General features: G+C 58.1%; 24 protein-coding genes. 13 read left to right on the top strand and 11 right to left on the bottom strand.

What is annotated here, in order from left to right; all coding sequences use genetic code 11:
- The first annotated feature begins 91 nt into the window (after positions 1–91).
- The 6 genes from IFU31_RS02210 (at position 92) to IFU31_RS02185 (ending at position 3,549) form a co-directional block, all read left to right on the top strand.
- On the top strand, positions 92–886 hold the full coding sequence (locus IFU31_RS02210) for a DNA adenine methylase (RefSeq protein ID WP_192102153.1): 795 nt from the start codon (positions 92–94) through the stop codon (positions 884–886).
- A 314-nt stretch (positions 887–1,200) separates the two neighbouring features.
- Entirely contained in the window at positions 1,201–1,698 is a 498-nt protein-coding gene (locus IFU31_RS02205) for a nicotinamide-nucleotide amidohydrolase family protein (RefSeq protein WP_192102152.1), read from the top strand.
- A 206-nt stretch (positions 1,699–1,904) separates the two neighbouring features.
- A complete protein-coding gene (locus IFU31_RS02200; RefSeq protein ID WP_192102151.1) occupies positions 1,905–2,786 on the top strand; it encodes a manganese catalase family protein in 882 nt (293 codons plus the stop codon).
- A gap of 60 nt (positions 2,787–2,846) precedes the next feature.
- Complete coding sequence (locus IFU31_RS02195; protein ID WP_192102150.1) at positions 2,847–2,987, top strand: hypothetical protein; 141 nt, start codon at positions 2,847–2,849, stop codon at positions 2,985–2,987.
- Between the two features lie 30 nt (positions 2,988–3,017).
- Positions 3,018–3,233: a DUF2934 domain-containing protein gene (locus IFU31_RS02190; RefSeq protein ID WP_192102149.1), complete on the top strand. Its 216-nt coding sequence runs from the start codon at positions 3,018–3,020 to the stop codon at positions 3,231–3,233.
- Positions 3,234–3,327: 94 nt separating this feature from the next.
- On the top strand, positions 3,328–3,549 hold the full coding sequence (locus IFU31_RS02185) for a PLD nuclease N-terminal domain-containing protein (RefSeq protein WP_192102281.1): 222 nt from the start codon (positions 3,328–3,330) through the stop codon (positions 3,547–3,549).
- A 307-nt stretch (positions 3,550–3,856) separates the two neighbouring features.
- On the opposite strand, the gene IFU31_RS02180 is transcribed toward IFU31_RS02185, so the two are convergent.
- Positions 3,857–4,105: a hypothetical protein gene (locus tag IFU31_RS02180; protein ID WP_192102148.1), complete on the bottom strand. Its 249-nt coding sequence runs from the start codon at positions 4,103–4,105 to the stop codon at positions 3,857–3,859.
- 1,243 nt (positions 4,106–5,348) lie between these two features.
- Here IFU31_RS02180 and IFU31_RS02175 point away from each other — a divergent pair.
- Complete coding sequence (locus IFU31_RS02175; RefSeq protein WP_192102147.1) at positions 5,349–5,702, top strand: LexA family protein; 354 nt, start codon at positions 5,349–5,351, stop codon at positions 5,700–5,702.
- 26 nt (positions 5,703–5,728) lie between these two features.
- Entirely contained in the window at positions 5,729–5,998 is a 270-nt protein-coding gene (locus IFU31_RS02170) for a hypothetical protein (RefSeq protein WP_192102146.1), read from the top strand.
- Between the two features lie 106 nt (positions 5,999–6,104).
- On the opposite strand, the gene IFU31_RS02165 is transcribed toward IFU31_RS02170, so the two are convergent.
- The 5 genes from IFU31_RS02165 to potE form a co-directional block, all read right to left on the bottom strand.
- Positions 6,105–10,232, bottom strand: a complete 4,128-nt coding sequence (locus IFU31_RS02165) for a CheR family methyltransferase (RefSeq protein WP_192102145.1) — start codon at positions 10,230–10,232, stop codon at positions 6,105–6,107.
- A gap of 321 nt (positions 10,233–10,553) precedes the next feature.
- Positions 10,554–10,865: a DUF1652 domain-containing protein gene (locus IFU31_RS21780; protein ID WP_192102144.1), complete on the bottom strand. Its 312-nt coding sequence runs from the start codon at positions 10,863–10,865 to the stop codon at positions 10,554–10,556.
- Positions 10,866–11,149: 284 nt separating this feature from the next.
- Complete coding sequence (locus tag IFU31_RS02155) at positions 11,150–11,326, bottom strand: DUF3606 domain-containing protein (RefSeq protein ID WP_192102143.1); 177 nt, start codon at positions 11,324–11,326, stop codon at positions 11,150–11,152.
- A gap of 558 nt (positions 11,327–11,884) precedes the next feature.
- Positions 11,885–14,170, bottom strand: a complete 2,286-nt coding sequence (locus IFU31_RS02150; protein WP_192102142.1) for an Orn/Lys/Arg family decarboxylase — start codon at positions 14,168–14,170, stop codon at positions 11,885–11,887.
- On the bottom strand, positions 14,167–15,591 hold the full coding sequence (gene potE / locus IFU31_RS02145) for a putrescine-ornithine antiporter (RefSeq protein WP_192102141.1): 1,425 nt from the start codon (positions 15,589–15,591) through the stop codon (positions 14,167–14,169). Before potE ends, IFU31_RS02150 begins: the two co-directional genes overlap by 4 nt.
- Positions 15,592–15,768: 177 nt before the next feature.
- Here potE and IFU31_RS02140 point away from each other — a divergent pair, with 177 nt between their 5' ends.
- Positions 15,769–15,996, top strand: coding sequence for a hypothetical protein (locus IFU31_RS02140; protein WP_192102140.1), 228 nt, complete (start codon positions 15,769–15,771; stop codon positions 15,994–15,996).
- Between the two features lie 70 nt (positions 15,997–16,066).
- Here the strand turns inward: IFU31_RS02140 and IFU31_RS02135 are convergent, their stop codons facing one another.
- The gene (locus tag IFU31_RS02135; protein WP_122478456.1) at positions 16,067–16,399 is read right to left on the bottom strand and encodes a DUF6388 family protein; all 333 of its coding nucleotides are present in this window, start codon (positions 16,397–16,399) and stop codon (positions 16,067–16,069) included.
- Between the two features lie 10 nt (positions 16,400–16,409).
- Here IFU31_RS02135 and IFU31_RS02130 point away from each other — a divergent pair, with 10 nt between their 5' ends.
- The 3 genes from IFU31_RS02130 to IFU31_RS02120 all read left to right on the top strand — a co-directional run bounded on the left by IFU31_RS02130 (position 16,410) and on the right by IFU31_RS02120 (position 17,472).
- Positions 16,410–16,748, top strand: a complete 339-nt coding sequence (locus tag IFU31_RS02130) for a hypothetical protein (RefSeq protein WP_192102139.1) — start codon at positions 16,410–16,412, stop codon at positions 16,746–16,748.
- A 66-nt stretch (positions 16,749–16,814) separates the two neighbouring features.
- The gene (locus IFU31_RS02125) at positions 16,815–17,162 is read left to right on the top strand and encodes a hypothetical protein (RefSeq protein WP_192054434.1); all 348 of its coding nucleotides are present in this window, start codon (positions 16,815–16,817) and stop codon (positions 17,160–17,162) included.
- Positions 17,163–17,253: 91 nt separating this feature from the next.
- A complete protein-coding gene (locus IFU31_RS02120) occupies positions 17,254–17,472 on the top strand; it encodes a hypothetical protein (protein WP_192102138.1) in 219 nt (72 codons plus the stop codon).
- A gap of 2 nt (positions 17,473–17,474) precedes the next feature.
- Here the strand turns inward: IFU31_RS02120 and IFU31_RS02115 are convergent, their stop codons facing one another.
- Positions 17,475–20,270: an autotransporter outer membrane beta-barrel domain-containing protein gene (locus IFU31_RS02115; protein WP_192102137.1), complete on the bottom strand. Its 2,796-nt coding sequence runs from the start codon at positions 20,268–20,270 to the stop codon at positions 17,475–17,477.
- A 214-nt stretch (positions 20,271–20,484) separates the two neighbouring features.
- Positions 20,485–21,363 carry a non-homologous end joining protein Ku gene (ku, locus tag IFU31_RS02110; RefSeq protein ID WP_192057232.1) on the bottom strand — a complete coding sequence of 293 codons (879 nt, stop codon included), beginning with the start codon at positions 21,361–21,363 and terminating at the stop codon, positions 20,485–20,487.
- 253 nt (positions 21,364–21,616) lie between these two features.
- On the opposite strand from ku, the gene IFU31_RS02105 reads away from it, so the two are divergent.
- Entirely contained in the window at positions 21,617–21,874 is a 258-nt protein-coding gene (locus IFU31_RS02105) for a DUF1652 domain-containing protein (RefSeq protein WP_192102136.1), read from the top strand.
- Positions 21,875–21,995: 121 nt separating this feature from the next.
- On the opposite strand, the gene IFU31_RS02100 is transcribed toward IFU31_RS02105, so the two are convergent.
- Together IFU31_RS02100 and IFU31_RS02095 are read right to left on the bottom strand one after the other, a co-directional pair.
- Positions 21,996–22,271 (bottom strand): peptidylprolyl isomerase, encoded by a 276-nt coding sequence (locus tag IFU31_RS02100; RefSeq protein WP_043189034.1) that lies wholly within the window; start codon positions 22,269–22,271, stop codon positions 21,996–21,998.
- Between the two features lie 42 nt (positions 22,272–22,313).
- Positions 22,314–24,455 carry an ATP-binding protein gene (locus IFU31_RS02095; protein WP_192054444.1) on the bottom strand — a complete coding sequence of 714 codons (2,142 nt, stop codon included), beginning with the start codon at positions 24,453–24,455 and terminating at the stop codon, positions 22,314–22,316.
- Positions 24,456–24,504: the final 49 nt, after the last annotated feature.

Raw genomic sequence — 24,504 nt, 5'->3', positions numbered from 1 at the left:
TCCTGCAAGTCCAGCCAAGGCTTCCTGCTTCGTGCACAAAGCGAAGCGAGCCTAGCACCTGTTAATCCATACAGTAAAGGCTTGCCCAATCATGTCGAATCCTGTCATACCTTGGATGGGTGGCAAACGCCGCCTGGCCGATCGTCTCATCCCCTTGTTCCCGCCGCATGAATGCTACGTTGAGGCCTTTGCAGGCGGCGCGGCGTTGTTTTTTCTGCGCCCGCAACCTGCACCGGTCGAGGTGCTCAACGATATCAACGGTGATTTGGTTACCCTCTATCGGGTGATTCAGAATCACTTGGAAGAGTTTGTCCGCCAGTTCAAATGGGCGCTCAGCTCACGCCAGGTGTTTGAGTGGCAGAAGGCGACGAGGGTTGAAACCCTGACAGACATCCAGCGCGCAGCACGCTTCTTCTATCTCCAACATCATGCCTTCGGCGGTAAAGTTTCTGGGCAGACCTTCGGCACGGCTACCACTGGGCCGGCCATCAATCTGCTGCGAATCGAAGAAAATCTGTCGGCCGCCTGGCAGCGCCTGGCGGGTACCTATGTCGAGCACTTGCCCTGGTACGACTGCGTTCAGCGTTATGACCGATCGCATACGTTTCATTACATGGATCCGCCGTACTGGGAAGCTGCGGGCTACGGCGTCGATTTTCCGTTCGAGAACTACACTCTAATCGCGGATTTCATGCGGACATGCAAAGGCAAGGTGATGGTTAGTATCAATGATCATCCCGACATTCGGCAGGTGTTCAAGGGCTTCCATTGCGAAAGGCTGGATATCCGCTACACCACGACCAACCAGAGAAATGGACAGTCTGACCTGGTCGGGGAATTGGTGATTACAAACTGGAAGCCGTCGGATCTGGGCCAGCTGTTCTAGCGCATACGTGCCATGACCCTGCCGCCGGACTTGGTAAAGTGCTGCAGTGGGCTGCGGGCCGGAGCTCCCCTCCATGCGCGCTCCACTAGGTTCGCCCGGCAGCAGTCGTTAGAACGGGAAGGCGTGTCCTTGGCGATACGTTAGACCTTATCTGGTGGTGGCTTCACGGATTGGCCTAGCGTGAGCTTGAGTCACCTGGCAAACGATCATGGCTTTAGATAATTCACATTCGAAAATTTTAAGCCTTGATTTCTTTTGCGGAGCGCCACCTCGAATTAACATGGAATGGACCTAGGTCAAATGAGGAAGCTGCTGTGAACCCTGATGAGCTCGTCAAATACCTGCAGGACCATCACCTGTACCTGACCACGGCGGAGTCCTGCACCGCCGGCCGAATAGTGTCGCTACTCGCCGAGGTGCCTCACTGCGGTGAAGTGCTCGAAAGCGGCTATGTGGTCTATTCCCCCGAAGCTAAGCAACGCCTGCTGGGGGTGAGCCTGCAAACCGTCGAGCATTTCAATCTGACTAGCAATGAAGTGGCACGCGAAATGGCCATGGGCGCGCTGCATGACAGTCCTGCCAACTGCGTTATTGCGACTACTGGCCTATGCGGTACCGAAGATGTGGATGGTATTCCTGCAGGGACCGTCTGTTTTGCCTGGGGGTTCATCGTCAACAGGAAGATCGCGCTCTTTACTCGACGGCATCGTTTCTTCGGCGACCGCCACCGCATGCAAGAAGATGCGGCACTATACGCGCTGAACTGTTTGCCTCATTTCCACCAGCGCGTATTGGCGGGCGAAACTTGTTAGCCAAAACACGCGTTCGTCTGCAAAGCTCGGCTATTGTCAAATTCTATTGAACCCATAGCTGCCTACCGTTCGTCAGGGATTGGGCGGCTTCCGGGGATAGTTTGCGCAAGTCCGCCCCTCAGAAAAAAGGAAGGCGCTGCTGTATTTCCTCAAGCTTTAGAGCGAAGCAGCGCCCCATACCTAGATCGCCGCCTGAGGAAATGAACATGTTCGTACACAACAAGCGTCTCCAATACACTGTCCGCGTCGCTGCGCCTAACCCCGGCCTGGCCAACCTTCTGCTTGAGCAATTCGGAGGGGCCCAAGGTGAGCTTGCAGCCGCGGGCCGTTACTTTACTCAAGCCCTCGCCGAGGATGATCCAGGCCGCAAGGATCTCCTGATGGACATCGCCACCGAAGAGCTCAGTCACCTCGAAGTCGTCGGCTCCATCATCGTCATGTTGAATAAAGGCGCCAAGGGCCAGATGGCCGAAGGTGTACAGGAAGAGGGCGAGTTGTACCGCTCACTCAACGGTGCGGGTAACGATTCGCATATCACCAGCCTGCTCTACGGCGCCGGTGCACCGCTAGTCAATTCTGCGGGCGTACCGTGGACCGCTGCCTATATTGATACCATAGGCGAGCCCACGGCAGATTTTCGCTCCAACATCGCTGCAGAGGCGCGAGCCAAAATTGTCTATGAGCGTTTGATGAACGTCACCGACGACCCTGGTGTGAAGGAGGCGCTGGGCTTTCTCATGACGCGTGAAATCGCGCATCAACTTTCATTTGAAAAAGCTCTGCATGCGATCCAGCCTAACTTCCCCCAAGGCAAGTTGCCCGGTATGCCGGAGTTTACCAACAAGTACTTCAACATGTCCGGTGCGCCCAACGTGCGTGGTCCATGGAACGAAGGTCCGGAGTGGGAGTATGTCGAAACGCCAGAGCCTGCAGTGGACGGTGGCGATGGCTTGGCGTCGGTCACCTTGCCGGCTGCTGATGCCCAGGTGTTGGAAGCAATGAAAATCCGCACGGCCTCCAATCCTATGAGCAATCCGGTAACTGGTGCTGACTTGGGAGCGGGGCTTGTACCAAGTGAAGACGTCTGAAGGAGCTCGCGACCCCTTAGGGGTCGCGTCATCCTGACCCGCTAAGAGGAGATTCAAATCATGTCATTTGATACCTATGCTTCTGATGAGAACCCAGAAGATGCTACCAAAACCCCGCTTGATTACGACGAGTACGGGTACGAGCCTCAACAGGACGAGGATTCTCCAAAACCCGATGAAGCTATGACTGACCCAGCCTAGGCATCGGTATGAGCAACTGGTGGTAAAGAAATGAGAAACGAAGAAAAAATTCGACAAAAAGCGTATGAAATTTGGGAACTGGCCGGGCGGCCAGATGAAAAGCATGATGCTCATTGGGACCAAGCTATTCTTGAAATCTACGGGCGAGATTTGACGGGCCCAGAGTCTTCTGAAGAGGTGAATAGCGCAGCGACGCTTGCACCAAAAACCAAACCAAAAGCTGCGATCAGAGGGAGGAAAAAATAGGCATGCCGCAGGCGTAAGAGTGACCCTGCTCAAAAAGGTGCTTTCCAGAGCACTTTATCTTGAGCGATCTCTGGACTCGAGCGAGGAGAACAAAATGGAAATATCGATCTTAATGTGGATACTAGGCGTTGTCATCATACTGCTCGATGTATGGGCGCTGGCAAGCGTGTGGCGAACGACCAAGCCGATGGGTACGAAGGTCGGTTGGACGGTATTAATACTTTGCTTGCCGATGCTTGGCTTAGCGATTTGGGGCATCGCAGGTCCACGCGGCGTTGCGATCCCCCCTACCTCACAAAGACATAGCAAGGGGTAGAGGCTGACCTATGGAGGCTACTATCCAGTCCCTTATAAAACCTGCATGTCATGAAATAGAGCTAGGGATTAGTGTCGATTTCTCATGACACGCTATTAGATCATCGAATAATTGCATGCGGGTTCTTTCAACTAGCCGAGCATCGATTACGGCAAATCCCATTCCTAAGCCTCATATGTCCGTAGCTTTGGCAACAAAGCGCGAGTGGGATGTTCGGCGGCGGTTCGGTTCGGGTTCAAATAGGGGAGCAGGATTGCAACTGGGCCTATTAACTTGTCAGCGCCACGTAGCGCGCGCCATGGCTGTCCTAGTAGGCCTCCTGAACGTTGCCAACGATCCACAGCAGGTCGCGCCACGGAAATCGGCTCTGGCCACCCATCAGCTTGCAATTCGGGCTGTGCACGAACGGTTTGCTCGAGTCGCGAAGCTGCTGGTACCCGTCGCATATCCTGCAGCGGATGTGAGGAAAGGGATCATCGTGCACTGACCAGAGCTTTGACCAAGTGTCGACGTCACTCAGCTTGGGTGTGAGGTTTAGCCATTCCAGCGTGTCCATATGCGCCTCCGTTGTCCTTACGCAAGAATAGCCGGAATTACCGGTTCTTGCTGCTAGATCGCATACGGTCGTGAGAGGGTGGCTGTACTTTGGGTCGCTAGTAGCGCGGCCAGCAGAAGGTTTGCTCATTTGATGCACCCGTGCCGCCATGATGCGTTTCCAGCTGATTGCTCAGGCTGACGATGCGCATAAGGTAGACGACGAATACTGCAGAGACGGCCATGCTCACGTATGAGCTGCGAAGATACGCGAAAGGGGGAAGTTAATAGATCATGTCTGTGGAGACTAAGGACTTGAGCTCCTTCCAAGGCGTTTTGCTCACCTCGCGCGACGGGCATGTGTCCGAATGGCGCAATTCGCTATCTCCGTCCTCTTCCATCTGCACTGATCCACATTTACGGCAGCAGAGGGAGTTGCCGTCGAGCTGCCAAGCATGGTGCCAATCCAACAATTTGGACGCTGTCATTATCATGCTCCCGATACCATAAGGTTGGGGTGGTCGCATCGGCTATGGTTCATATTATAAGACGGGCGGTAGCTATTTCTCGTGAAATCACAGTCATGAAACCATAATCCTTGCTTCACAGCGGTAAAATCGGTTGCATAGCCGTAGCGATTAGCCGGTATAGGCTTATCTACGTCTTTGGAGGGCAGTTATGAAAGTGACGGTTGTGACACTGATGGGTACAGACCTACCTGAAAACCTGAGGGAAAAGGGTTTGCCGTGGGCGTACAAAGTGACAAGCTATGATGGCTCAACATGATATTTGAGACTGGTTCAGAGGCTGCACAACACGCTAATCACTTGCATAGAGAGCACCGGGCAGCGAATGGTCTCTATAACGACCGCGGCGAGTAACCTACCTAAATGCGCAGTGCGATCTGTGTTCGAGACACGTCAATGAGCCCTTTGGGATTTTGCCAAGGGGGCTGAGGAAATACACGGGGTTTAGCGCAGTCAGGACGATGCGTAAATAGCCCTCCAAAATTCTGCATCAACTAATGCGCGTCTGAGCATCGGCATCGAGCGTGTGGCACCGGCCCATCCTATGACGTCTACATTGCGCCCCATCCAATCAGACGTTATTGCGGTGGTGTAGCCTTAGCATCTTCATCGGTTCCATAAGCGCTTCTGGTTTGCTTAAACAGCATATCCGCTCGTCCCGTTCCTCGCCGCACAATTGCAAAGGCTCGCTGGCTAGTGCAAGAATACTGTACAGATGAACAGTAGAAGTGCCACGCCATGCACCACCCATTCCAATCGCGATACCTCAATACTTCCCTAGATGATCTGTTGTGTATTCGCGAGCCTGGCAACTACTTGGTGCGCGTCGCCGGTAACAGCATGACCCGCGCGGGGATCTTCGACGGTGGTCTACTGATTGTCGACAGAGGCGCAGGTGCGAAGCAGGGACAGGTGGTGATCGGGGTTGTAAACCAGGAACCTATGGTGAAGCGCCTGGACTATGTGCACGGCATACCGGTGCTGAGGTCCGAGGCCGCCGGCCACAACCACCGCTTCATCATGGAAGGGGATGAGTTCACCCTGTGCGGCGTAGTCACCCACAGCGTTCGCCAGCACGGCATTGAGCCATGAGGTGCCAGGTGACACAAAGGATGCGCTTGGGCAAGCCTATTGATTCGGCGGAAATCCGGGGCCTGACGGCGACCGTGGGGGATCTGCGAATTAACGAAGAATTGTGCCAAGCACTGGGCCGGAACTCGAAGACGGCCAGCGTCAAAGGCATGAACTCCATTGGTCCAAGCGAGCTGCCTTTGCTGCATGGGGCCGTGCTTTCGTGGATGGCGCCGAACGGGTTCGTGCTGAGCGGCTTGGAGGAAGAGGGGGGATGCCTCTATGCGCAATCGTGGTGGTGCAGGAATATGGGGTAAGAGTAACCAGAACGTTCGGTCCGGATACCATCTTATCAACGATCCACGCTATCCCTAGCGTGAAATCGCTGTGGTGCACCTTGACTGGGTCAGATGCCCAACCGCCTTACCGCGCCGATGAAACAAGTTTCGTGATCACGGAAGTTAGTTCTTCAAGCGGAACCGGCTTGCCAACGCACACATCGAACCGCCCCTCTCCGTGATAGTTGTCTGCCTCCCCAGCGCCATAGCCGGTCAATGCAATAGCGGGGACGGCACGGTAGTCATCCAGCTTACGCAGCTTTGCGAGAAACTGATGACCATCCATTTCAGGAAGCCCGATATCGGAAATGATGACGTCGACGCGGTTGGACTCTGCAACGCTCAAGGCTTTGGCGGGGTGATCGAAGGCCAATACCTTGGCATCCTCCAGTTCGAGCAGAAGTTGCATGGCTTCCAATACCTCAGGTGAATCATCAACGAGCAGGATTTTGATTCCTACAAGTTGACCTTGAGCCTCATACTGCTGGCTCGATTCTGCGGCGTTCGCCGAGTCCGCAAGTGGCAGGGTCATCGTGAAACGTGCGCCATGTCCTGGACCGTCGGAATGCGCCTCAATCCGTCCATGATGGCTTTCGACCAACTGTTCAACCAGTGCCAGTCCGATGCCAAGACCACCCCGATGTTTACCCGCAGGTCGATGATTAGCCTGGCCGAACATCTCGAAGATGCGACTCAACTGATCCTTCTCGATGCCTGGGCCTGTGTCGATCACATCAATCCGCACTGATTGCTCGTGCTGAGTGGTCACCACGCGCACGCGGCCTTCAGCAGGCGTGAACTTGATCGCATTGGTCAGCAGGTTCCAGATAATCTGTTCTATCCGCGTCGGATCGGCATCGATGTACAGGCTCTGCTGTGGCGTATCGAATTCAATCTTGCAGGCAGGCTCGGCTTTGACTACAACCTGACGGATCTCTTCGAGCACTGCAGCAAGATCGATGATTTTGCATTGCAGCTGCAACTTCCCGTTGCGTACTCGTGCTACGTCCATCAGGTCGTCAATGATCCGAGCCTGACTATTTACCGCATCGGTAATAGTGGAAATGGCTTTCTGTAACATCGCGTCTTTTTTGGCGACGGGCAACCGAAGAGCCACTTGAGCATTAAGCTGGATGAGGTTGAGCGGATGCTTGAGCTCGTGGGACATGACTGCAAAGAACTGGTCTTTCTGCTGGATGGAGTTCAACGAGGCCGCGAGATTTTGCTGTTGCTCTTCCTGCAGCTTTATATGGTCGCTCATGTCGCGCGCGATCTTGACGAAACCCTGGAAGCCCTTGCTGGCCAGCGCCGTTACCTCGCCGCTGCAATAGAACCGGCTACCATCCTTGCGTACATGCCAACGCTCATCATCACTACGGCCGTTGCTCCGTGCGCCTATCAGCTCCTGTTCTGGAACACCCGCCTGGTTGTCCTCTTCTGTGAAAATGAAACGGAAATGGCGTCCTTCGGCTTCGGCTCGGCTGTATCCGAATGTATGGCGCGCTCCCTGGTTCCAGTCGGTGATGAAGCCTTCGTCATTGAGAACGATGATTGCATAATCGTGGGTGCTTTCGGTCACCAGGCGGATGCGTTCTTCGCTCAAACGCAACTCTTGCTCAGCTTCTTTGCGCGAGGTGATGTCGAGGAAGGTTAAAACGATGCCGCCGATCTGATCGACATTGGAACGATAGGGAAGTACCCGCACGATGTACCAGCGCCCGTCGGTGCTGGCGATTTCACGCTCTATACCTTTGAGCGATTCGAACACCTTCACGGTGTCTTCGACCAGATCCCCATATTTGAGTCGATGAGTGATATCCATCAACGGTCTACCAGCATCCACGGCCAGCATGTTGAAAATGTCAGTAGCGCGCGGAGTGAACCATTTGATTCGCAGCTCCCTATCGACGAATACGGTGGCGATATCTGTTGAACTGATTAAGTTACTGAGGTAATCGTTGACCTGATCAGTTTCCTCAACTTTAATCTTGAGTTCGTGGTTCACTGTTAACAATTCTTCATTGATCGATTGCAGTTCCTCTTTGCTGGTTTCCAGCTCTTCGGATGCCGAGCGCAGTTCTTCATTTATCGCCTGCATCTCCTCGTTCGAGGCTTTGAGTTCTTCACTCGATACCTCGGCCTGCTCGATAACGTCCTGCAACTGAAGCTTGGTCCGCTGCAATTCACGGTCCAGATTGGACAACATTTGATTTTCTGCTTGGAGTGTCACATTTGAGCTAACATTCTCAGCATCGATCTCTTGTTCGCTGAATACGATGTAGAGGCAATTCAGCTCCGTTTCGGCATCCACAAAAGGATGCACATCAATCTGCACCTGAAAGTACTGAGAGCCGCGCTGCTGGTTGAGCGCACGAGCACGTGCCGACTGCCCCAGTTGCAGTGCTTGGAAAAGCGTGGTGCGCAACTCCAGGCGCAGTTGGCCACTGACTAGAGAAAGGAGGTTGTTACTCACCTCCCCAGCCATGTGCTCCAGATATCGGCCTGCACCCTGACTGATATAGAGAATGTCAGCGTCATGGTTGACGATGATGCCAGGCGGGGAGAAACGCTCTGTTGCACGCTGGTAAAGCTCGGCCGTTGATGGCTTTTTGATTGCGCGGACGATACCAGGGGTAGATGGGGAGATTGCCCTTGCATAGCCGCCCCGAGGCATGGTCGGCAGTCGTTGGGTATGAGCGCCGGTCCGCGCGCGAAAGATGCGGTTCTTTTTGTCTACCGTGGTAAACAGCTCGGGGCATGCGTCTGCTGACTCCGACGTACCAAGAAACAGATAACCGCCTCCACGCAATGCGAAATGGAACATCTGCAAGATTTCGCGCTGAATCTCTCGGTCAAGATAGATGAGCAGGTTGCGGCAGACGATCAGGTCGATCTGCGAGAACGGCGGGTCCGCCAGCAGACTGTGCTTGGCGAACAAGATCCGCTCGCGAATATCCTTGCGAACCCGATAATTGGCTTCTTCCTTGAGGAAATACTGTCGCAGGCGTACGGGCGAGACGTCGGTGATGATGGCTTCGGAATACAGCCCAGCGCGGCCTGCGCTGATGGAACGATCGTCGATGTCGCTGGCGAACACCTGAATGTTGAGGTCCGAAGAGGTCTCATTCTTGTAGTCGTTCAAGAGGATAGCAAGGGAATACGCTTCTTCGCCGGTTGACGTCCCCGCCGACCAAACGCGTACTTCCTTGTTATGATCAGGCCCGCTTTCTCGCGAGAACAGTTGCGGTATGACTTCGCGCTCGAGAGCTTCAAAAGATTCGCGATCACGGAAAAAATTTGTTACCCCGATGAGCATGTCGTCCAGCAGCGCTCTGGTCTCTTCCCCATGGTCGCATAGATAACGATAGTACCCTGTCAGATCTGATTGCGTCGTGACCTGCATCCGCCGTTCGATTCGGCGCAGTACGGTGGCGCGCTTGTAGTGCTTGAAATCATGACCGGTGCCTGCGCGCAGCTTGGCAAGAATATCCAGCAAAGCCTGCTCTGCCAGCGCCGCATCGGCTGGATTGACGTCATGATTAGGGACCGGTTCCAGAGCGGGTGCCAGCGGGATCTTGATGCGTTGTGCGTTGCTCCACAGGTCCATCAGCTTTTGCGGAATATCAACCACCGGAAGCACGAAATCGACCATCTCTGTAGAGATGGCTGCTTGAGGCATGCCTTCATATTCAGCATCTTCGGGATGTTGCGCGAGAGTAACCCCTCCCTGTTCCTTGATGCGCGACAAGCCTACGGCCCCGTCTGACCCCGTACCCGAGAGTACTACACAGAAGGCATGTTCCCTGTGCGCATCGGCTAGATCCCGGAAGAACAGATCGATCGTCACCCTGCTACCCTTTTTCAGAGAAGCAGGAAGAGGGCGAAGATAACCATCATTCATGGCCAGGCGCTGTGCTGGGGAGATGACATAGATGCTATTACGCTCGATTGGCGTAGGCGCATCTAGCTGAACAACGGGCATTTTGGTTTTTGTAGCGATCAACTTCCCCGCACTGCTTTGATGGTCTGGAGATAGATGAAGGACCACGACGAAGGCCATGCCATTCTCCGTCGGCATGTTCTCGAAGAATGTTTGCACCGCCTGAAGGCCGCCGGCTGAGGCGCCGATACCTACCACCGGAAAACCAAGGTGGCTGGGCTGGATGTCATGTCGCTGAGGGCGGTCCGTTTCGGACTCAGGTAGGGTAGTCATCACGTAAGTCCTGTCGTGGTTTTGCCAGCGTATAATCTACCTTCTGAGCTGGATCGTAAGAGTACAAATCTATAACGACCCGGTGTGAACGCGAGCAAACACCACAAAAGGATGCAGAAAAAATTTCATTCTAGATAATAGCAAATGAGCTGTACAGGGGGTAGCTGCTCAATCGAGGGAGGCTTGTCAGGGTCTAGATCAACAATGATGTTCAAATGCCAGTTGTACAGCAGCAATAGCTGTACAACTATTGTATAAGTATCATATATTTAGAAACACCCTCCTGTTCAGTCTATAGCGTCTCTAAACAATGTTGCGTCACTATTGATACCTTCGCTTCAGTTCAGGCGTACTAAGAGGCAAGTCTGAAGAACCGGACCTCGCTAGAGATGCCTTGATTTTCAATGCCAAAAGGTATCTCGCTTCGCCGATCAATTCGACAATGGCTCGGGACGAGCGAAGCTCATCGAATGCAATGCCGCGTAAACTGATCTGACATGACTCATGGTTCGCGCTTGTAACTGTTATGCTGAATCGACCATCGCTTGTCTCAACGAACCGGCAATGATCAGGAAGCAACGCACGTTCGATGAGTGCTCTGATTTCTAAGATAGATAATCCATAAATGTTCATAAACCCTCCAAGTGAAAAATGGTTGACGAGGAGGATTGCTCTTTGTTCCATTTAATTGTTATACGAAAATTTTTTTTTGTATAACTTTTGTGTACGAATACAAAATGTGTGCGCGTAGATATTTAAGGCATTAAAAATAAAAAAATATAAGTTAGGTATATTGCTTGACGTCTTAAGTTCGGCATTCCCCATAGGGGTGCAAGGAGTGGCCTGCTAGCACCGCTTGAGCATGGAGGCCATCCAGCGCTGGAGGTAGATAAGATGGCCATCCAAATCGGCGCACGCTATTTGTTGAGATGTTTTTGCACATCGGCAACCATTGGCCCTACTGCTCTAACGGCGTCCTCGAGCTGTTGCTCGGTGACGCCAAATTGCTTCGTCCAGTAGGACAGCTCCCACTGCTCGGTAGTATTTACCCGCGCTCGGTCCTGTGGGCCCCGGTTCTTCAAATCATCAGCCATTGCTCGATTCCTGTTCAGTGAGGGAAGGGTAGATCTCCACTGCATAAGCGTAGACGATCATGTAAAACTCAAGCCTCTAGTCAAACGGCTTTCGTTTTTTTCAGGCTACGAATGATACAAATGCTACGCAACTAGCAGCGTTGCATAGGAGCGCAGATTGCTCTAAGTGCAAGTGGGGTATTGGAGTAGGATAGGGTAGACGTTGGCCCGAAGCCAAGGGAAGGTATGCCGAATCGGCATACGTCTAGAAGGCGTCATCTGATACCAATTTTGATACCAATGGCGGTGTTTTGCTGGTTTCCAGTGAGCGCTATTAACCGGTAAGCGCCCGAAAACATTGACCAACAGCCAACATAGGCAACCACTTAAGACTGCATGGTGATGTTAGCGGTGGAGATCAAGGAGCTTACCTATCAATAACTGGGGGAGCGATGGTTTCGGTGGCCGAACTGCTGGGCGATACGCGGGGAATTCAAACCGGACATTGTGCGTATTGTCGCATAGGTATGGCAGCAGTTGTACGGCGCCCGACAGTCAATTCCCCCAGCAGATGCATCCTCACTTGAGCACCAACAACCGATACTCCCCCCCATCGCTTTCAATGCCATGGGTGTCATGGGTAAACCCCGGGAATGACCGGTCGAAGCTCTCCAGAGCCCGCAGGTAGGCCAGCAGCGGTCCATCGGCGGCGCCGGCGTTTTCTCCAGGCATCAGCAACGGAATGCCAGGCGGGTAGGGCACTATGCCTGTGGCGGCGATGCGTCCGGCTGCGTTCTCCAGAGTGACCTGTTCCACTTCGTTCCTGACCAGCTTCTCGTAGGCTTCCACCGGGCTGAATTCGGCCTTGGGCAGCATGCCAAAGGCCGCGGCCATGGCTGCAGTGGTGCGGGTTTCCTTCATTGCCGCGAAAATTTCTTCGGCCAGATCGCGCAGGCCCATGCCGCTGTAGCGCTGTTGGGTGGCAGCAAGCAGGTCGGGCAGGCACAACTCCAGCTCCAGGTTGGCATCGTAATCGCGCTTGAAGTCCAGCAGCGCATTCACCAAGGTGCCCCACTTGCCTTTGGTGATACCGATGGAGAACAGGAAGAGCAGGGTGAAGTCGGTGGTCTTCTCGACCACGATGCCCTGCCGGCCCAGATACGCGCTGATCACGCACGCCGGTACGCCGAAATCCAGAAGCTCGCCGTCGTCGCCCATGCCCGGGCTCAGGATCGACACCTTGATCGGGTCGAGCATGCAGTAGCCGTCTTCGATGTCGCCGAAACCGTGCCAGACTTCGTTGGGGTGCAGGACCCAGCAGTCGGGGTCGGATTTGAGCTTGATCGGGTCGACTTCATGGAACGCGATGGCGGCACCGCCGACCGCTATCGACGGCGGCTGCCAGCAGGACACGAACCAGTCGCCGTTGGCGAGCATGTCGCTGTGCATGCGCGAGATCACCTGGCGGAAAGCGATGGCCTCCTCAAGGGATTCGTTGGTGAGAATCTGCCCGCTGGGTGCCTCCATCATGGCCGAGCTGACGTCGCACGACGCCATGATCGCGTAGTTGGGCGAGGTCGAGGCGTGCATCATGTACGACTCGTTGAAGCGTCCGTGGGGGATCGGATTGCGCCCGTTGCGCACGTGGATCATCGACGCCTGGGACAATGCTGCGAGCAACTTGTGGGTCGACTGCGTGGCGAACACCGTGGGCTTGGACGCGTCGTGATCGTCGGGGCTGCCGTGCATCGCGAAGCGGTCCTTGTACAACGGATTGAACCGCGCATAGCCGTACCAGGCCTCGTCGAAGTGCAGGCGGTCGACGCTTTGCCCGAGCAATTCCTCCACGCGCGTCACGTTATAGGTCAGGCCGTCGTAGGTGGAATTGGTGACGATGGCGTGCACCGGCGTAGGGTCGATGTGACTCTTGACCAGCGGGTTGCCTGCAATCGCCGCGCGCACCCCGTCGGCACTCAAGGTCTGCGGCAGGATCGGACCGATGATGCCGAAGCGATTGCGCGTCGGCACCAGGTAGGTCGGAATCGCCCCCGACAGCGTCATCGCGTGCTCGGCAGACTTGTGACAGTTGCGGTCGCACAGCGCGATCTGGTCGCGGGTGACGCTGGCCATGAGGATCACCCGGTTGGACATCGACGAGCCATTGGTGACGTAGTAGGTGCGATGCGCGCCGAACACCTTGGCCGCGTAGCGCTCGCCCTGGCCGATGGGCCCGCTGTGGTCGAGCAGGGAGCCCAGCTCGCCCACCGAGATGGACAGGTCGGAACGCAACAGGTTTTCCCCGAAGAACTCGTAGAACGCCCGGCCCGCCGTGCTCTTCAGAAACGCCGTGCCGCCGGCATGCCCCGGCGTATGCCAGGAGTATTCATAGCTGCGGGCAAACTTGAGCAGCGCGCCGAACATCGGCGGCAACACCGCCTGCCGATAGCGCTCGATGGCGGCCATGATCCGCCCACTGAGAAAGCGGCTGGTGTCTTCCGGCAGCCAGATGAAATCGTCGGCGTGTTGCATGACGATCAGCGGCACATTGGCGGCAGTGCTGCGATCGCTGATCAGAAACACCGGGACCCGAGTATTGCGTTCGCGCAGGGTGACGAGCAGGTCGATGCATTGCTGGTGGTGATCGCTCTCGTCCATTTCCCAACTCAGCAGCACGCACTGGATCGCCGGGTCGGTGCTCAGGATGGCCTTGGCGTCGCGCACGCTTTCCGAAGTGATCACGCTGACCGCGCGCTCTTCCACATCGGCGATGAGCTGGATCAGCGCCCGGCCGAATACCGTGCGTTTGTCGGGCTGGTTGCTGACCAGCAGTGCCAGCATCCCCAGCAGGTTTCTATGTTCCGTCATGGTCGTGCCTCCAGTTCAGGGGTATTCAATGTCGAGTGGGGCAGGCCGTTCACGGGAATCGGCTCGCCGACGATGTGCTGGGCCGCGACGGTCTGGGTCGGGGCGCTGTTGTTGACCGCTTCCAGGCGGATCAGGCGGTTGTTGACGAAACCGAACAGCGTATAGCCGACGATGGTCGCTACACCGCCAAGCATCAGCGCCTGGGCGCCCGAGCTATACAGCGCCAGGTAGCTGTAGGCCGCTGCGATCCAGGCGACGATGTTGGTCACCAGGGCTTTGTTGGCCGGTACGTTGGACACTTTCTGCAAGGTCATCAGGGTGGCCATCGACAGGATGTAGGGCACCAGGTTGGTGACCACCGCCAGGTTCACCAGGGTATCGAACTGCTTGGCCAGGTCGGGGCTGATGGTCAGCAGGGCCAGGGCCGTCTGGATTGCCAGCAGGACCAGCATGCTGATGATCGGCACACCGTGCTGGTTGACTTTGGCGAAGATCGGCAGGAAGTAACCGGTGTCGGCAGAACTCTTGAACACCTGTGCGACCGTGAACTGCCAGCCCAGCAGCGAGCCGATGCAGGCCAGGACCATCAGGCCCATGACCAGATTGCCGATCATCGGCGTGAACATCGTGGCGAACACCAGGCCGAACGGTGCGGTAGAGGACACCAGCTCGGCATTGCCGACGATGCCCGCGATGACGTTGGTGGAGACGATGTAGATCACCGCCGCGCCCAGGGTCCCCCCCAGCACGGCGATAGGCACGTTCTTTTCCGGGTTTTCCACGGCATCGCCGTTGGCGCAGGCCGACTCCAGGCCCAGGAACGCCCACAGCGTGATTGCCACCGAGGCACCGGCCGCTTCGTACCAGGGCATGTCGTGGGGGTTCCAGCCCGCCGCATAAGTGCTGCTGTCGAACCAGAACCAGCCGACCGTCGATACCAATACGACCGGGGCAATCACGCCCCACACCGTGATCGCACCGATCTTGCCGGTAATGTTGGCCCCGCCGAAATTGGCGAAGGTGGTGATCCACAGCAGCGCAATGGTCGCCAGGCCCACTTGCAGCGAATCGAGTTTGATATCGAACAACGTCTGGATATAACCAACGGCGGTAATGCTGATGGCCACATTGGCGATCAGCAGTGACAGTCCATACGTGTAGTTGGTGATGTAGTTGCCCGACTTGCCGAACGTATATTCCGCATAGCCACCCATGCCGCCGGTCTTGCGGCTGAGCATGCCACACCGGGCGAAGGCATAGGCCAGGGCCAGCGAGCCGGTGGCCGTGATCAGCCAGGAGAGAATCGAGATGCCGCCGACTTCGGCGAGTTTGGTGGGTAACAGAACGATGCCGGACCCCAGCATGTTGACGGCTGTCAGCATGGTCAGCTGACTTACACTCATCTTCTTCATGACGGCCACTCCATTGCCAGGATCATCAGCGAGGCCTTTAGCTATAGCAAAGAATCGACAGAAGACAAGGCGACGCGTGGTTGGTCGAAGTCAGGATGCCGCTCGTCAAGCCGACGGCACTTCCAGCGCGGTTGCCGTCTCCCACTATCAGGCGCGGATGAACCGTGCCACGAAAGGAGACATATCATGGTCCAAGACAACAACCACCCGGATAACCCCTATCAAGGGCCGGCCGAGCCCGGCAGCGGGGAAGAGGGTTACCCTGATATTCACGAGAAGGACGAGAAGGACGAGAAGCACGACGAGCACGACGATGATCAGGACGGCTCGCCGGGCAACAAGGCGGTAGATGAACCAGGCCGCAACGCGCTTGTCGATGAAGACGAAGAACATTCCCTCGGCAACAGCCTTTAAGCCATACGTTTGACCACCAGGCACACCTGCACCCTGCCGAGTGCGGGGTGCTCTTGTGCAGCGTGATTCGTCAGCTCTCTTTCAGCCCGTTGAGTTGCATGTATTCATCCCATGGCATACCGGCCATCTCGGCCACTTCCTTGTGCACTTCCAGGCGCTGGGTTTCGAACTCCTGCGGTGTAGCCGCAGTGAGTTGCAGGGTCAATTCCCAGGCAAACATGCCTTGCGCATCGGCGAATTCCTCGAACGCCTCGTGCAGGCGCTCTGCACGGTATTCCGTGACGCTGACCCCGGCTGCACGTGCGGCCAGCGGGTTGAGAGTGTCCAGTTCGGTTTGCAGCTCGGGACGCGCTTCGAGAAAGCGGTCCAGGGCGGCCTGGTGACGCGAATCGGGTTCTGCCATGGGGCCTTCGATGGGTAATGAGAGAGCAGGGATTGTGCAGGCACGGATGCAGGCAGGCAATGCCGCTGATGCGCGCTTTTGTGACGAGGTGCACGCAACGCTTTGGAACGAGCCCTGCAGCGAGGGCACTAAGGCCTATCTTCATTCATCACCGCGGGACCTTGCGATGGCCTATGTGTTGTTGCTGTTGGCAGGCGCCGTATTGGCGACTTCGGCCGCTTTGTGGCCGCAATTGTACGGCGTGTACGGCGCACCTCGGCGTTCCCGCCTGGGCGCCTGGGTGCTGGGTCATTTCGAGGTGCTTGGCGCTTTCGTTCTGTTCCTCATGGCCATGCATCTTTGTCAGTGATGGGTCGGTGATGCCGGCATCACGTGGCAGTGATACATTCGCGGTTTATTTCGAATGGAAACGACGATGCGCATCATCGCAGCAGCACTGGGCTTGTGTGTACTTACCGGTTGCACGGGCCTGAACATGAAACAGGCGCGCAGCGCAGCGCCTGTGCAAACCATGAGCTCGGAAAAAACCGCGCAGAAAATAGCCCAGTGCGTTCAGTTCAGCTGGCAGGACGAAGCCATGTTCGGTGTCATGACCGATGCCTCTTCGGAGGCCAGCGAGGGCGGGTACACGGTGTTCACACCTGCGGCGACCTATTTCGCCGACATCCGCCCGCGCGGCGCCGGCAGTCTGGTCAGCTTCTATGCCCGCGAGCAGGGCGAGGTGGCCACACGTCGCCTGGCTTCGCTGGCTACCTGCCTCTGAGCGCAAGGCCTTGCGCTGCAAAGTAATCTGCACCTCGGCGCTGCGACGGCGTCATATGCGCTGAATCCCATGTGCTTTCAGCGAGGATGATATGGCACCCAGCAGTTCGACGCAGATTCCCGACCCTTTGGATCGTCCCAACGATCCGATCGAACCCGAGCCGTTTGCCGAGGGCAAGCCTGCCGAAGACCCACGTCCCGGCGACGAGAATCTTTCGCCCGTACCGATGGACCGCGATCGGGAGATGGATCCGCGTGAGGTCCGCACCCAGACCGGTGAGACTGACATGAGCCCTGACGATTCCGCCTGAAGCTACCAACTGATGCGCACCCCCAGGCTGCCTTGCAGGCTTTCCTGGGGTTGTGAGTCCAGGCTGCGGGCGTAGTCGGCATTGAGGTACAGGCTGACATCGCTGCTCAATCGGGCTGCGATGCCCAACCCGAGCTGAGCCTGCGTGCTGCGATGCTGGGTGCGCAAGGTGTCGCTGTCATCGAACGTCACTGCGTCTTCGCCCTGGAAGGTGTGCCACAGGTTGGCCCGTACGTAGGGCTCGACCGGCGTACCGCTGACACGGTACTTGCCCTTCAAGCGCGCGCCCAATCTGGCGCGCCAATAGTCTTCGCTGTCGAAGTCCACTTTCGATACCGGGTCGCGAGCCGTGTCCAGCGTGATCCTCTGGCCGATCAGTTGCGCCTGCGGCTCCAGTGTCCAGTCCCCGGATAAAGCAATCGGATAGCCGCCTTCCACGGAAAGGGTGATGCCGTGTCCATCGAGATCCAGGCTATAGCCGCGTTCGGAGCGGCTGCGTCCGGTGAACCGGGTGCCCATGGCCACCACGTCCACGTAGCCGTCGGCCGGGCCCACCAGGGTCCAATAGGCACCTAGATTGTCGGCGCGCAGGCGGATGTCGCCGGAGGGGGTGTCGTCGAACCCCAGGGCGAAGCCACGCACCTGGCCGTCCACACGTGAATGCCCAGCGAACAGTCCTGCATGCTGGCGATAGCCGCCGTCGCCGAGGGTGGCGAACAAGTCGTGACCGACCTGGTAGCCGCGGGTGTTGCCTTTAAGGCTTGGCGCTGCGGCCCCGGCCCATTTCTGCCGCCCGTGGCTGCCGAATGTGCGTGCCCAGCCCGCCGCCAGGGCGCCGCGCTCACCAAGCAGGCTTTGTTCGCCCTGCCGCTCGTGGAAGCTGCCCAGGCTGTCCAGCGCCAGCAAGGCGGCAACCGGGGGTACGACGCTGTAGGCCGGCACCTCGATCCGATAGAGCACGATACGCTGGCCCGGAGTGGCCTGCGGCAAGGTCGGCGTGCCGACCGCAGCAACGGGTGCCTGGGCGGCTGGAGCGGGTTGCGTTGGTGTTGGTTCGGCCACAGGTGTTTCCGGCTGCACGGGCGCCGGCGGCACGAATGGCTCGACCGGGGTCTCCTCGGGCAGCTCGGCGTCCGGCGGTGTTACCGGTGGCGGCTCATCGACCGGGGGTTGCGTCACCGGAGGTTGGACAACGGGCGGCTCGATGATCGGAGGTTCGGCTATCGGGGGTTCGACCACCGGGGGCGCGATGATCGGCGGTTCGACCACAGGCGGTGTCACCGGCGGCGCTGCCACCACGGAAGACCGCAGGAACCAGCTGTTCTCGCTGCCTGCGGTCACGCCGCCCTTGAACAGGTAATACTGATAGGCCCCGACCGACAAGTCTTGCGCCAGGTTGAAAGCGCCGTCAGTGCTGGTCGCGCCCTGCGTGGCCTCGACCACGGCAATGCCGTTGGCGAGGGTCAGCGCGCCCTGGCCGTCGAGGTTGTCCACCGTGATCGCCGTGCTGCCGCTGATGGTGCCGCGCGCCACGATCAGCCGGTCGGCAGGCGCGTCGTCACCACCCAGCACGCTCTGCAAGCGCAAACGCGCGTCATTGCCCACATAGTTGCCAATCACAGTCAGCCGGTCACTCGCGTCGGCGCCACTGCGGGTCAGATCGATCAGGCCGGCGTTGTTCAGGGTCACCGTTTGCCCGGCGACTATCGGCCCGACCCAGCCCTGGGTGGCGCCCAGTGTACTGGTGCGGTCAAGGTTGAGCAGACCGCTGTCCAGCGGCGTCGAGTCATCGGCCAGGCTCAGCCGGTCGGGCAGGTCCAGCACCGAGCCGTTGTTCAGGTTGATGGTTTCCCAGTAGCTGTAGCGCGCGCCGCCGGTGGTGCGGCTGTTGTCCAGGGTCAGGGTATCGACTCCGGCATCACCGTAGACCAGGCTGGGGGAGGCCAGTTGTGTCTCGCCCAAGTTGCTCAGCAGTGCCGTATCGTTGCCTGGGCCCAGGCTGATGGCGCCGTGGATCAGGCCCGCGTCGCGCCAGATGAAACGGTCGTCGCCAAAGCTGAGCAAGATGTTGCCGCCGATATCACCACCGCTTACCGTCACCTGGTCGGTGCCGCCACTGACGCTGATGTTGCCGCCGATGCTGCCTGCGGAAACGGCGATGGTGTCATTGCCGAAGCCGGCAACCAGGTTGCCGTTGATGCGCCCGCCGGACAGCTCGAACAGGTTGTTGTCGAGCTTCATGTCGACCCGGCCGATGGTGCCGCCGCTCATCCGCGCGATGTCGCCGTCCTCGAAGGCGCCGACGATGGTGCCGTCGGTCATGAGAAAGGTATCCAGCCCGTCACCTTGCCCCAAAGCCTGGATCTGCCCGCCGCGCATGATGAAGTTGTCGATGCCGCTGCCTTGGTTCACCGTACCGCTGACGGTGCCGCCAACGACTTCGAGCGTATCGGCGCCATCGCCTTGGGTCAGGGACAAGAGGCGCCCGGCGCTGATGAACACGGTGTCTGCGCCCGCGCCGGTGTTCAGTGCGCCGCCCACAGTGCCCGAGCGTATCAACACGCTGTCCTGGCCAGGGCCGAACTCGACCGCGCCGGTGATGGTGCCCGTGCCGTCGGCGGGCAGGGTAAGGCTGTTGTTGCCCAGCAGGTCGGAAAGCCCCGGCGCCGTTCCGCTGTCGCACACGTAGGCGTCATTGCCGACGCCGGGACTGAAGATGCAATCGGACCGGGCGTATTCGCACGGTACGGCCAGTGCGGTCAGTAGACTGGTGCGTATCAACAACTCGTTGGTATTCATTGGCAACTCCCACAGCCAAGCGCGCGGATTAAACAAGGCGCGGTGGGCGATCAGGTGGTCAATGCAGACTTGCAATGCAACGAGTGTAGTCGAGAGGTTTTTAAAGTTGGTATTAAAAGCAGCTTTATATCAAGTTATTCAATAACGGTATTGATGAAAATATCTATTCATCAATACCGTTGGCAGTGAGCGCATTGTTGCTGTCTATCGATATTCAAGAAGCCTTGCGCGGGCTGCGACGTGCAGGCGTTTTTTTCGTCGCGGATTTTTCCTTGGCAGGCTTGGCCTTCGACGTGGTGGGTGATTTGCCAGCGAGGCTGCGCTTGAGCAGTTCGGTCAGGTCGATGACATCCGCAGTCTTGCGCGCTTCCTGGCCGACCTCGGTTTCCACGTCTTCGATCTCGCCCTTGTTGGCCTTTTTTTCCACCAGCGCCATGATCTTCTGCTCGAACTTGTCGACATACTCTTCAGGCTGCCAGTCGCCACTCATGTCTTCGACCAAGCGTTTGGCCATGTCCAGTTCCTTCTTGGTCAGTTCGGGTTTCCTCACCTCTTTGCCCAGCTCGAGTATGTCCAGGTCGCGAACTTCCGAAGGCCAGCGCAACTTGACCATCACCAGCGCGCCGTCCAATGGCATCAGTGCCGCCAAGTACTGGCGGGTGTGCAATACCACCAATGCAAGTGCAACTTTCTTGGTACTGATCAGCGTTTCGCGCAACAGCGCGTAGACTTTCTCGCCACGTCGGTCAGGCGCCAGGAAGTAGGGTGTGTCGATGTTGGGCAGGGGAATCTGGTTGCGGTCGACGAAGGAGAAAATATCGATGGTCTGGGTTGAAACAGGGTGAGCGGCGCGGATCTCGTCTTCACTCAGCACCACGTAGCGGCCTTTTTCGTACTGCACGCCTTTTACGATGTTTTCCTTGTCCATCTCCTTGCCGGTTTTCTTGTTGATACGCTTGTAGCCGACCGGGTCCATGCTGCGTTTGTCCAGCCAGTCGAAGTCGACGCCCTGGGAGGCAGTGGCCGATACCAGCGCTACGGGAATATGAACCAGCCCGAAGCTGATCGCGCCTTTCCAGATTGCTCGTGCCATGGTGAAGGGTGCTCCTGCGCGGTGTGTTTGCAGGTGACCTTGCAGCCGCTCGCTAAGTTTCAATGCGCTGAATGCTGTGCAATTTGCAACGCTGTTGCACCTGGATATTGCACAATGCACGATACGGTCAGGCGCTTTAGTGGGTAAGTGTTTGATTTGTATGGCGAGTGCATGGCGGGGCGTGGGGCATGGAACGTGCACTGTATTCGGGCAAGCCCGATCTCAGGGATAAGACCAAGAATGGAGTGTCATCATGTTGTCCACCCTTGAACTGCGCAATATCATTGAAAGCAGTTTTCTGCCGCAACGCTGCCAATGTACCCAAGCCCATGACCGTTCGCTGACCGTGCGCGTGTTCGACCGTACTTCGCACAAGGTGGATTACATGCTCAGCGGCATTCGCACCGAGCAATTGACCAGCAGCCGCGCGATCTCGAACCTCATCGCAGACATGCGCACCGACCTCAAATTGCAGCACCAAAGGCCCAAGGCGGTTGGCGAGTACCTCTAACCTTGTAGCAGCGGCCTTTTTCCGCTGTAGGAGCGGTCTGTGGCCGCGAACCAGACACCGCGGTGCATCCGCAGGTACGCGTTGGGCCTTCGCGGCCGCTGACCGCTCCTACAGATGCTCGTCAATCGCGGTAGAACACCTGCACCAGGTGATAACCGAACTTGCTTTTCACCGGCCCGTGCACCGTACGCAGCGGTTTCTTGAAGATGATCTGGTCGATGGCGCCAACCATCTGCCCCGGTCGCACTTCACCCAGGTCACCGCCGCGCTTGCCTGACGGGCAGGTCGAATACTTCTTCGCCAGCACATCGAACGCCTCACCTTTGGCAATCCGCAGGCGCAGCGCCTCCGCCTCCTCGGCGGTCTTGACCAGAATGTGCCTTGCTTGTGCCTTCATTGCCCGATGCTCGCTGGAAAAAGCCGCTGATTATGCCGCAAATCACGCCAGGTTGATCATGTCGCGGATCTTGCTGCCCAGGCGCTCGATGGAAAACGGCTTGGTGATCATGTCCATGCCCTCGGCAAGAAAACCGTAGCGTTCCGCCGCTTTCTCGGCATAGCCGGTGATGAACAGCACCTTCAGGCCTGGCCGCTGCTGCCGCGCGATCTCCGCCAACTGCCGGCCGTTGAGCCCTGGCAGGCCCACATCGGTCACCAGCAGGTCGATGTCCAACCCCGCGTCGAGCAGGGCCAGCGCCGCCGTGGCCTCGCCGGCGGAATGCGCGGCGTAGCCCAGTTCGTCGAGCACATCGAGCACCAGCATCCGCACCGCTGGATCGTCCTCGACCACCAGCACGCTTTCACCGTCCCGGGCCATGGGCAACACGGCCGGAGCGCGCTGCTCGGCCAGGGCATCGGACGGTTCGCTGTGCCGCGGCAGGTACAGGCGCACGCAGGTGCCCTCGCCGGGACGGCTCTGCAGCGTTACCTGTCCGCCCGACTGCTGGGCGAAGCCGTAGATCATCGACAGGCCCAGGCCGGTGCCCTGACCGATGGGCTTGGTGGTGAAGAACGGATCGAATGCCTTGGCCAGCACCGGGGCACTCATGCCGCTGCCGTTGTCGCTGACCCGGAACATCACGTAGGCACCCGGCTTGACCGGCTCCAGCGTAGCGCCTTCGGGGGTGGCGTCGAGCTCGCAGTTGGCGGTTTCGATGGTCAGCACACCACTGTCGGGCATAGCGTCGCGGGCATTGATCACCAGATTGAGCAGGGCGTTCTCCAGCTGGCTGGCATCGGTGTTCACCGGCCAGACGTCGGGCGCCAGTTGCAGCTGCAACTGCAGATGTTCGCCGAGCGTGCGGCTGAACAGCTCTTCGAGCGAATGCACCAGCGCGTTGGGTGCCAGGCGCTTGCGGTCCAGCGACTGCCGTCGCGAAAACGCCAGCAAGCGATGGGTCAGACCGGCGGCGCGATGGGCCGAGCTGACCGCGGCCTCGCTGAAGCGCTTGATTTCGCTGCTGCGCCCGGCGTCGATGTAGCGCTGCATCAGGTCAAGGCTGCCGATGATGCCGGTGAGCATGTTGTTGAAGTCGTGGGCGATGCCACCGGTCAACTGCCCCAGCGCTTCCATCTTCTGCGCGTGGCGCAACGCCTCTTCGGCGCGTTCGCGCTCCTGCATTTCGTTCTGCAGGCGCAGGTTGACCTCGGCCAGGGCCTGGGTCCGTTCGCTGACGCGGGTTTCCAGATGCTCGTTGAGCTCGCGCAGCGCCTGCTCCACCTGACGCCGATTCTGCACGTCTTCGGTCATGCCGAACCATTGCCGGATCACGCCGTCGGCATCCAGCTGAGGCAGCGCCCTAGCGTGCATCCAGTGGTAGCTGCCGTCGGCCATGCGCAAACGGTACTCGGCATCGTAGGGACGGCCAGTGCTCACCGCCAGATGCCAAGCGTCGAGGGTTGGCAGGTGATCGTCCGGATGCACCAGCTGCGCCCAATCGTCGTCCGGTCGCAGGCTGCGCATGCCGGTCAGCTGGCGCCAGCGCTCGGTCTGGCTTTCGCCGTCGGTGCGGCCATTGGCATCGGCGGTCCAGTGCACCGCCGGGGACAGCTCGATGGCCATGCGGAAATGCGCCTCGCTGTCGCGCAGCTCCTGCTCGGTGCGTTTGCCCACCGCGCTCACTTCACGGCGCTCGTTGGCCTCGATGGCCGTGACCAGAATGCCGGCGACGCGCTCGTTTTCGTCGCGAATCGGGCTGTAGGTGAGGTCCAGCCAGACCCGCGCCGAATGCCCTTCGCGCGGCAAATTGAAGCCCTTCTCGGTGAAGGCACGCACTTCGCCGCGCATCACCGCGGCGTAGATGGGATCGGAAAACGGCTTGAGCTCGGGCCAGATGCGGTCCACCGGCTGGCCCAGGGCGCGGGGGTGGTTGCTGCCCACCAGCAAGGCAAAGGCGTCGTTGTACAGCTGGCACAGTTGCGTGCCCCACAGCAGCAGCATCGGCATGGGCGAGTGGGTGACGATGTCCACGGCCGTGCGCAAGCTCTGTGGCCAGGCATCGGGGCCGGGCAGGGGGCTGTCGGTCCAGTCCATGCTGGCGATCAATGTCGCGACCTTGCCGCCCACAGGTGAGGCATTCATTGCGTTATCCTTTGATTTACCGCGGCTGCTTATCCAGCCAAGCTATAGC

Source organism: Pseudomonas sp. CFBP 13602 (genome assembly GCF_014842725.1).
GTDB classification, from domain to species: Bacteria; Pseudomonadota; Gammaproteobacteria; order Pseudomonadales; family Pseudomonadaceae; genus Aquipseudomonas; species Aquipseudomonas baltica.
The sequence above is the reverse complement of the archived record's forward strand: the minus strand, read 5'-3'. Positions and strand labels throughout refer to the sequence as shown.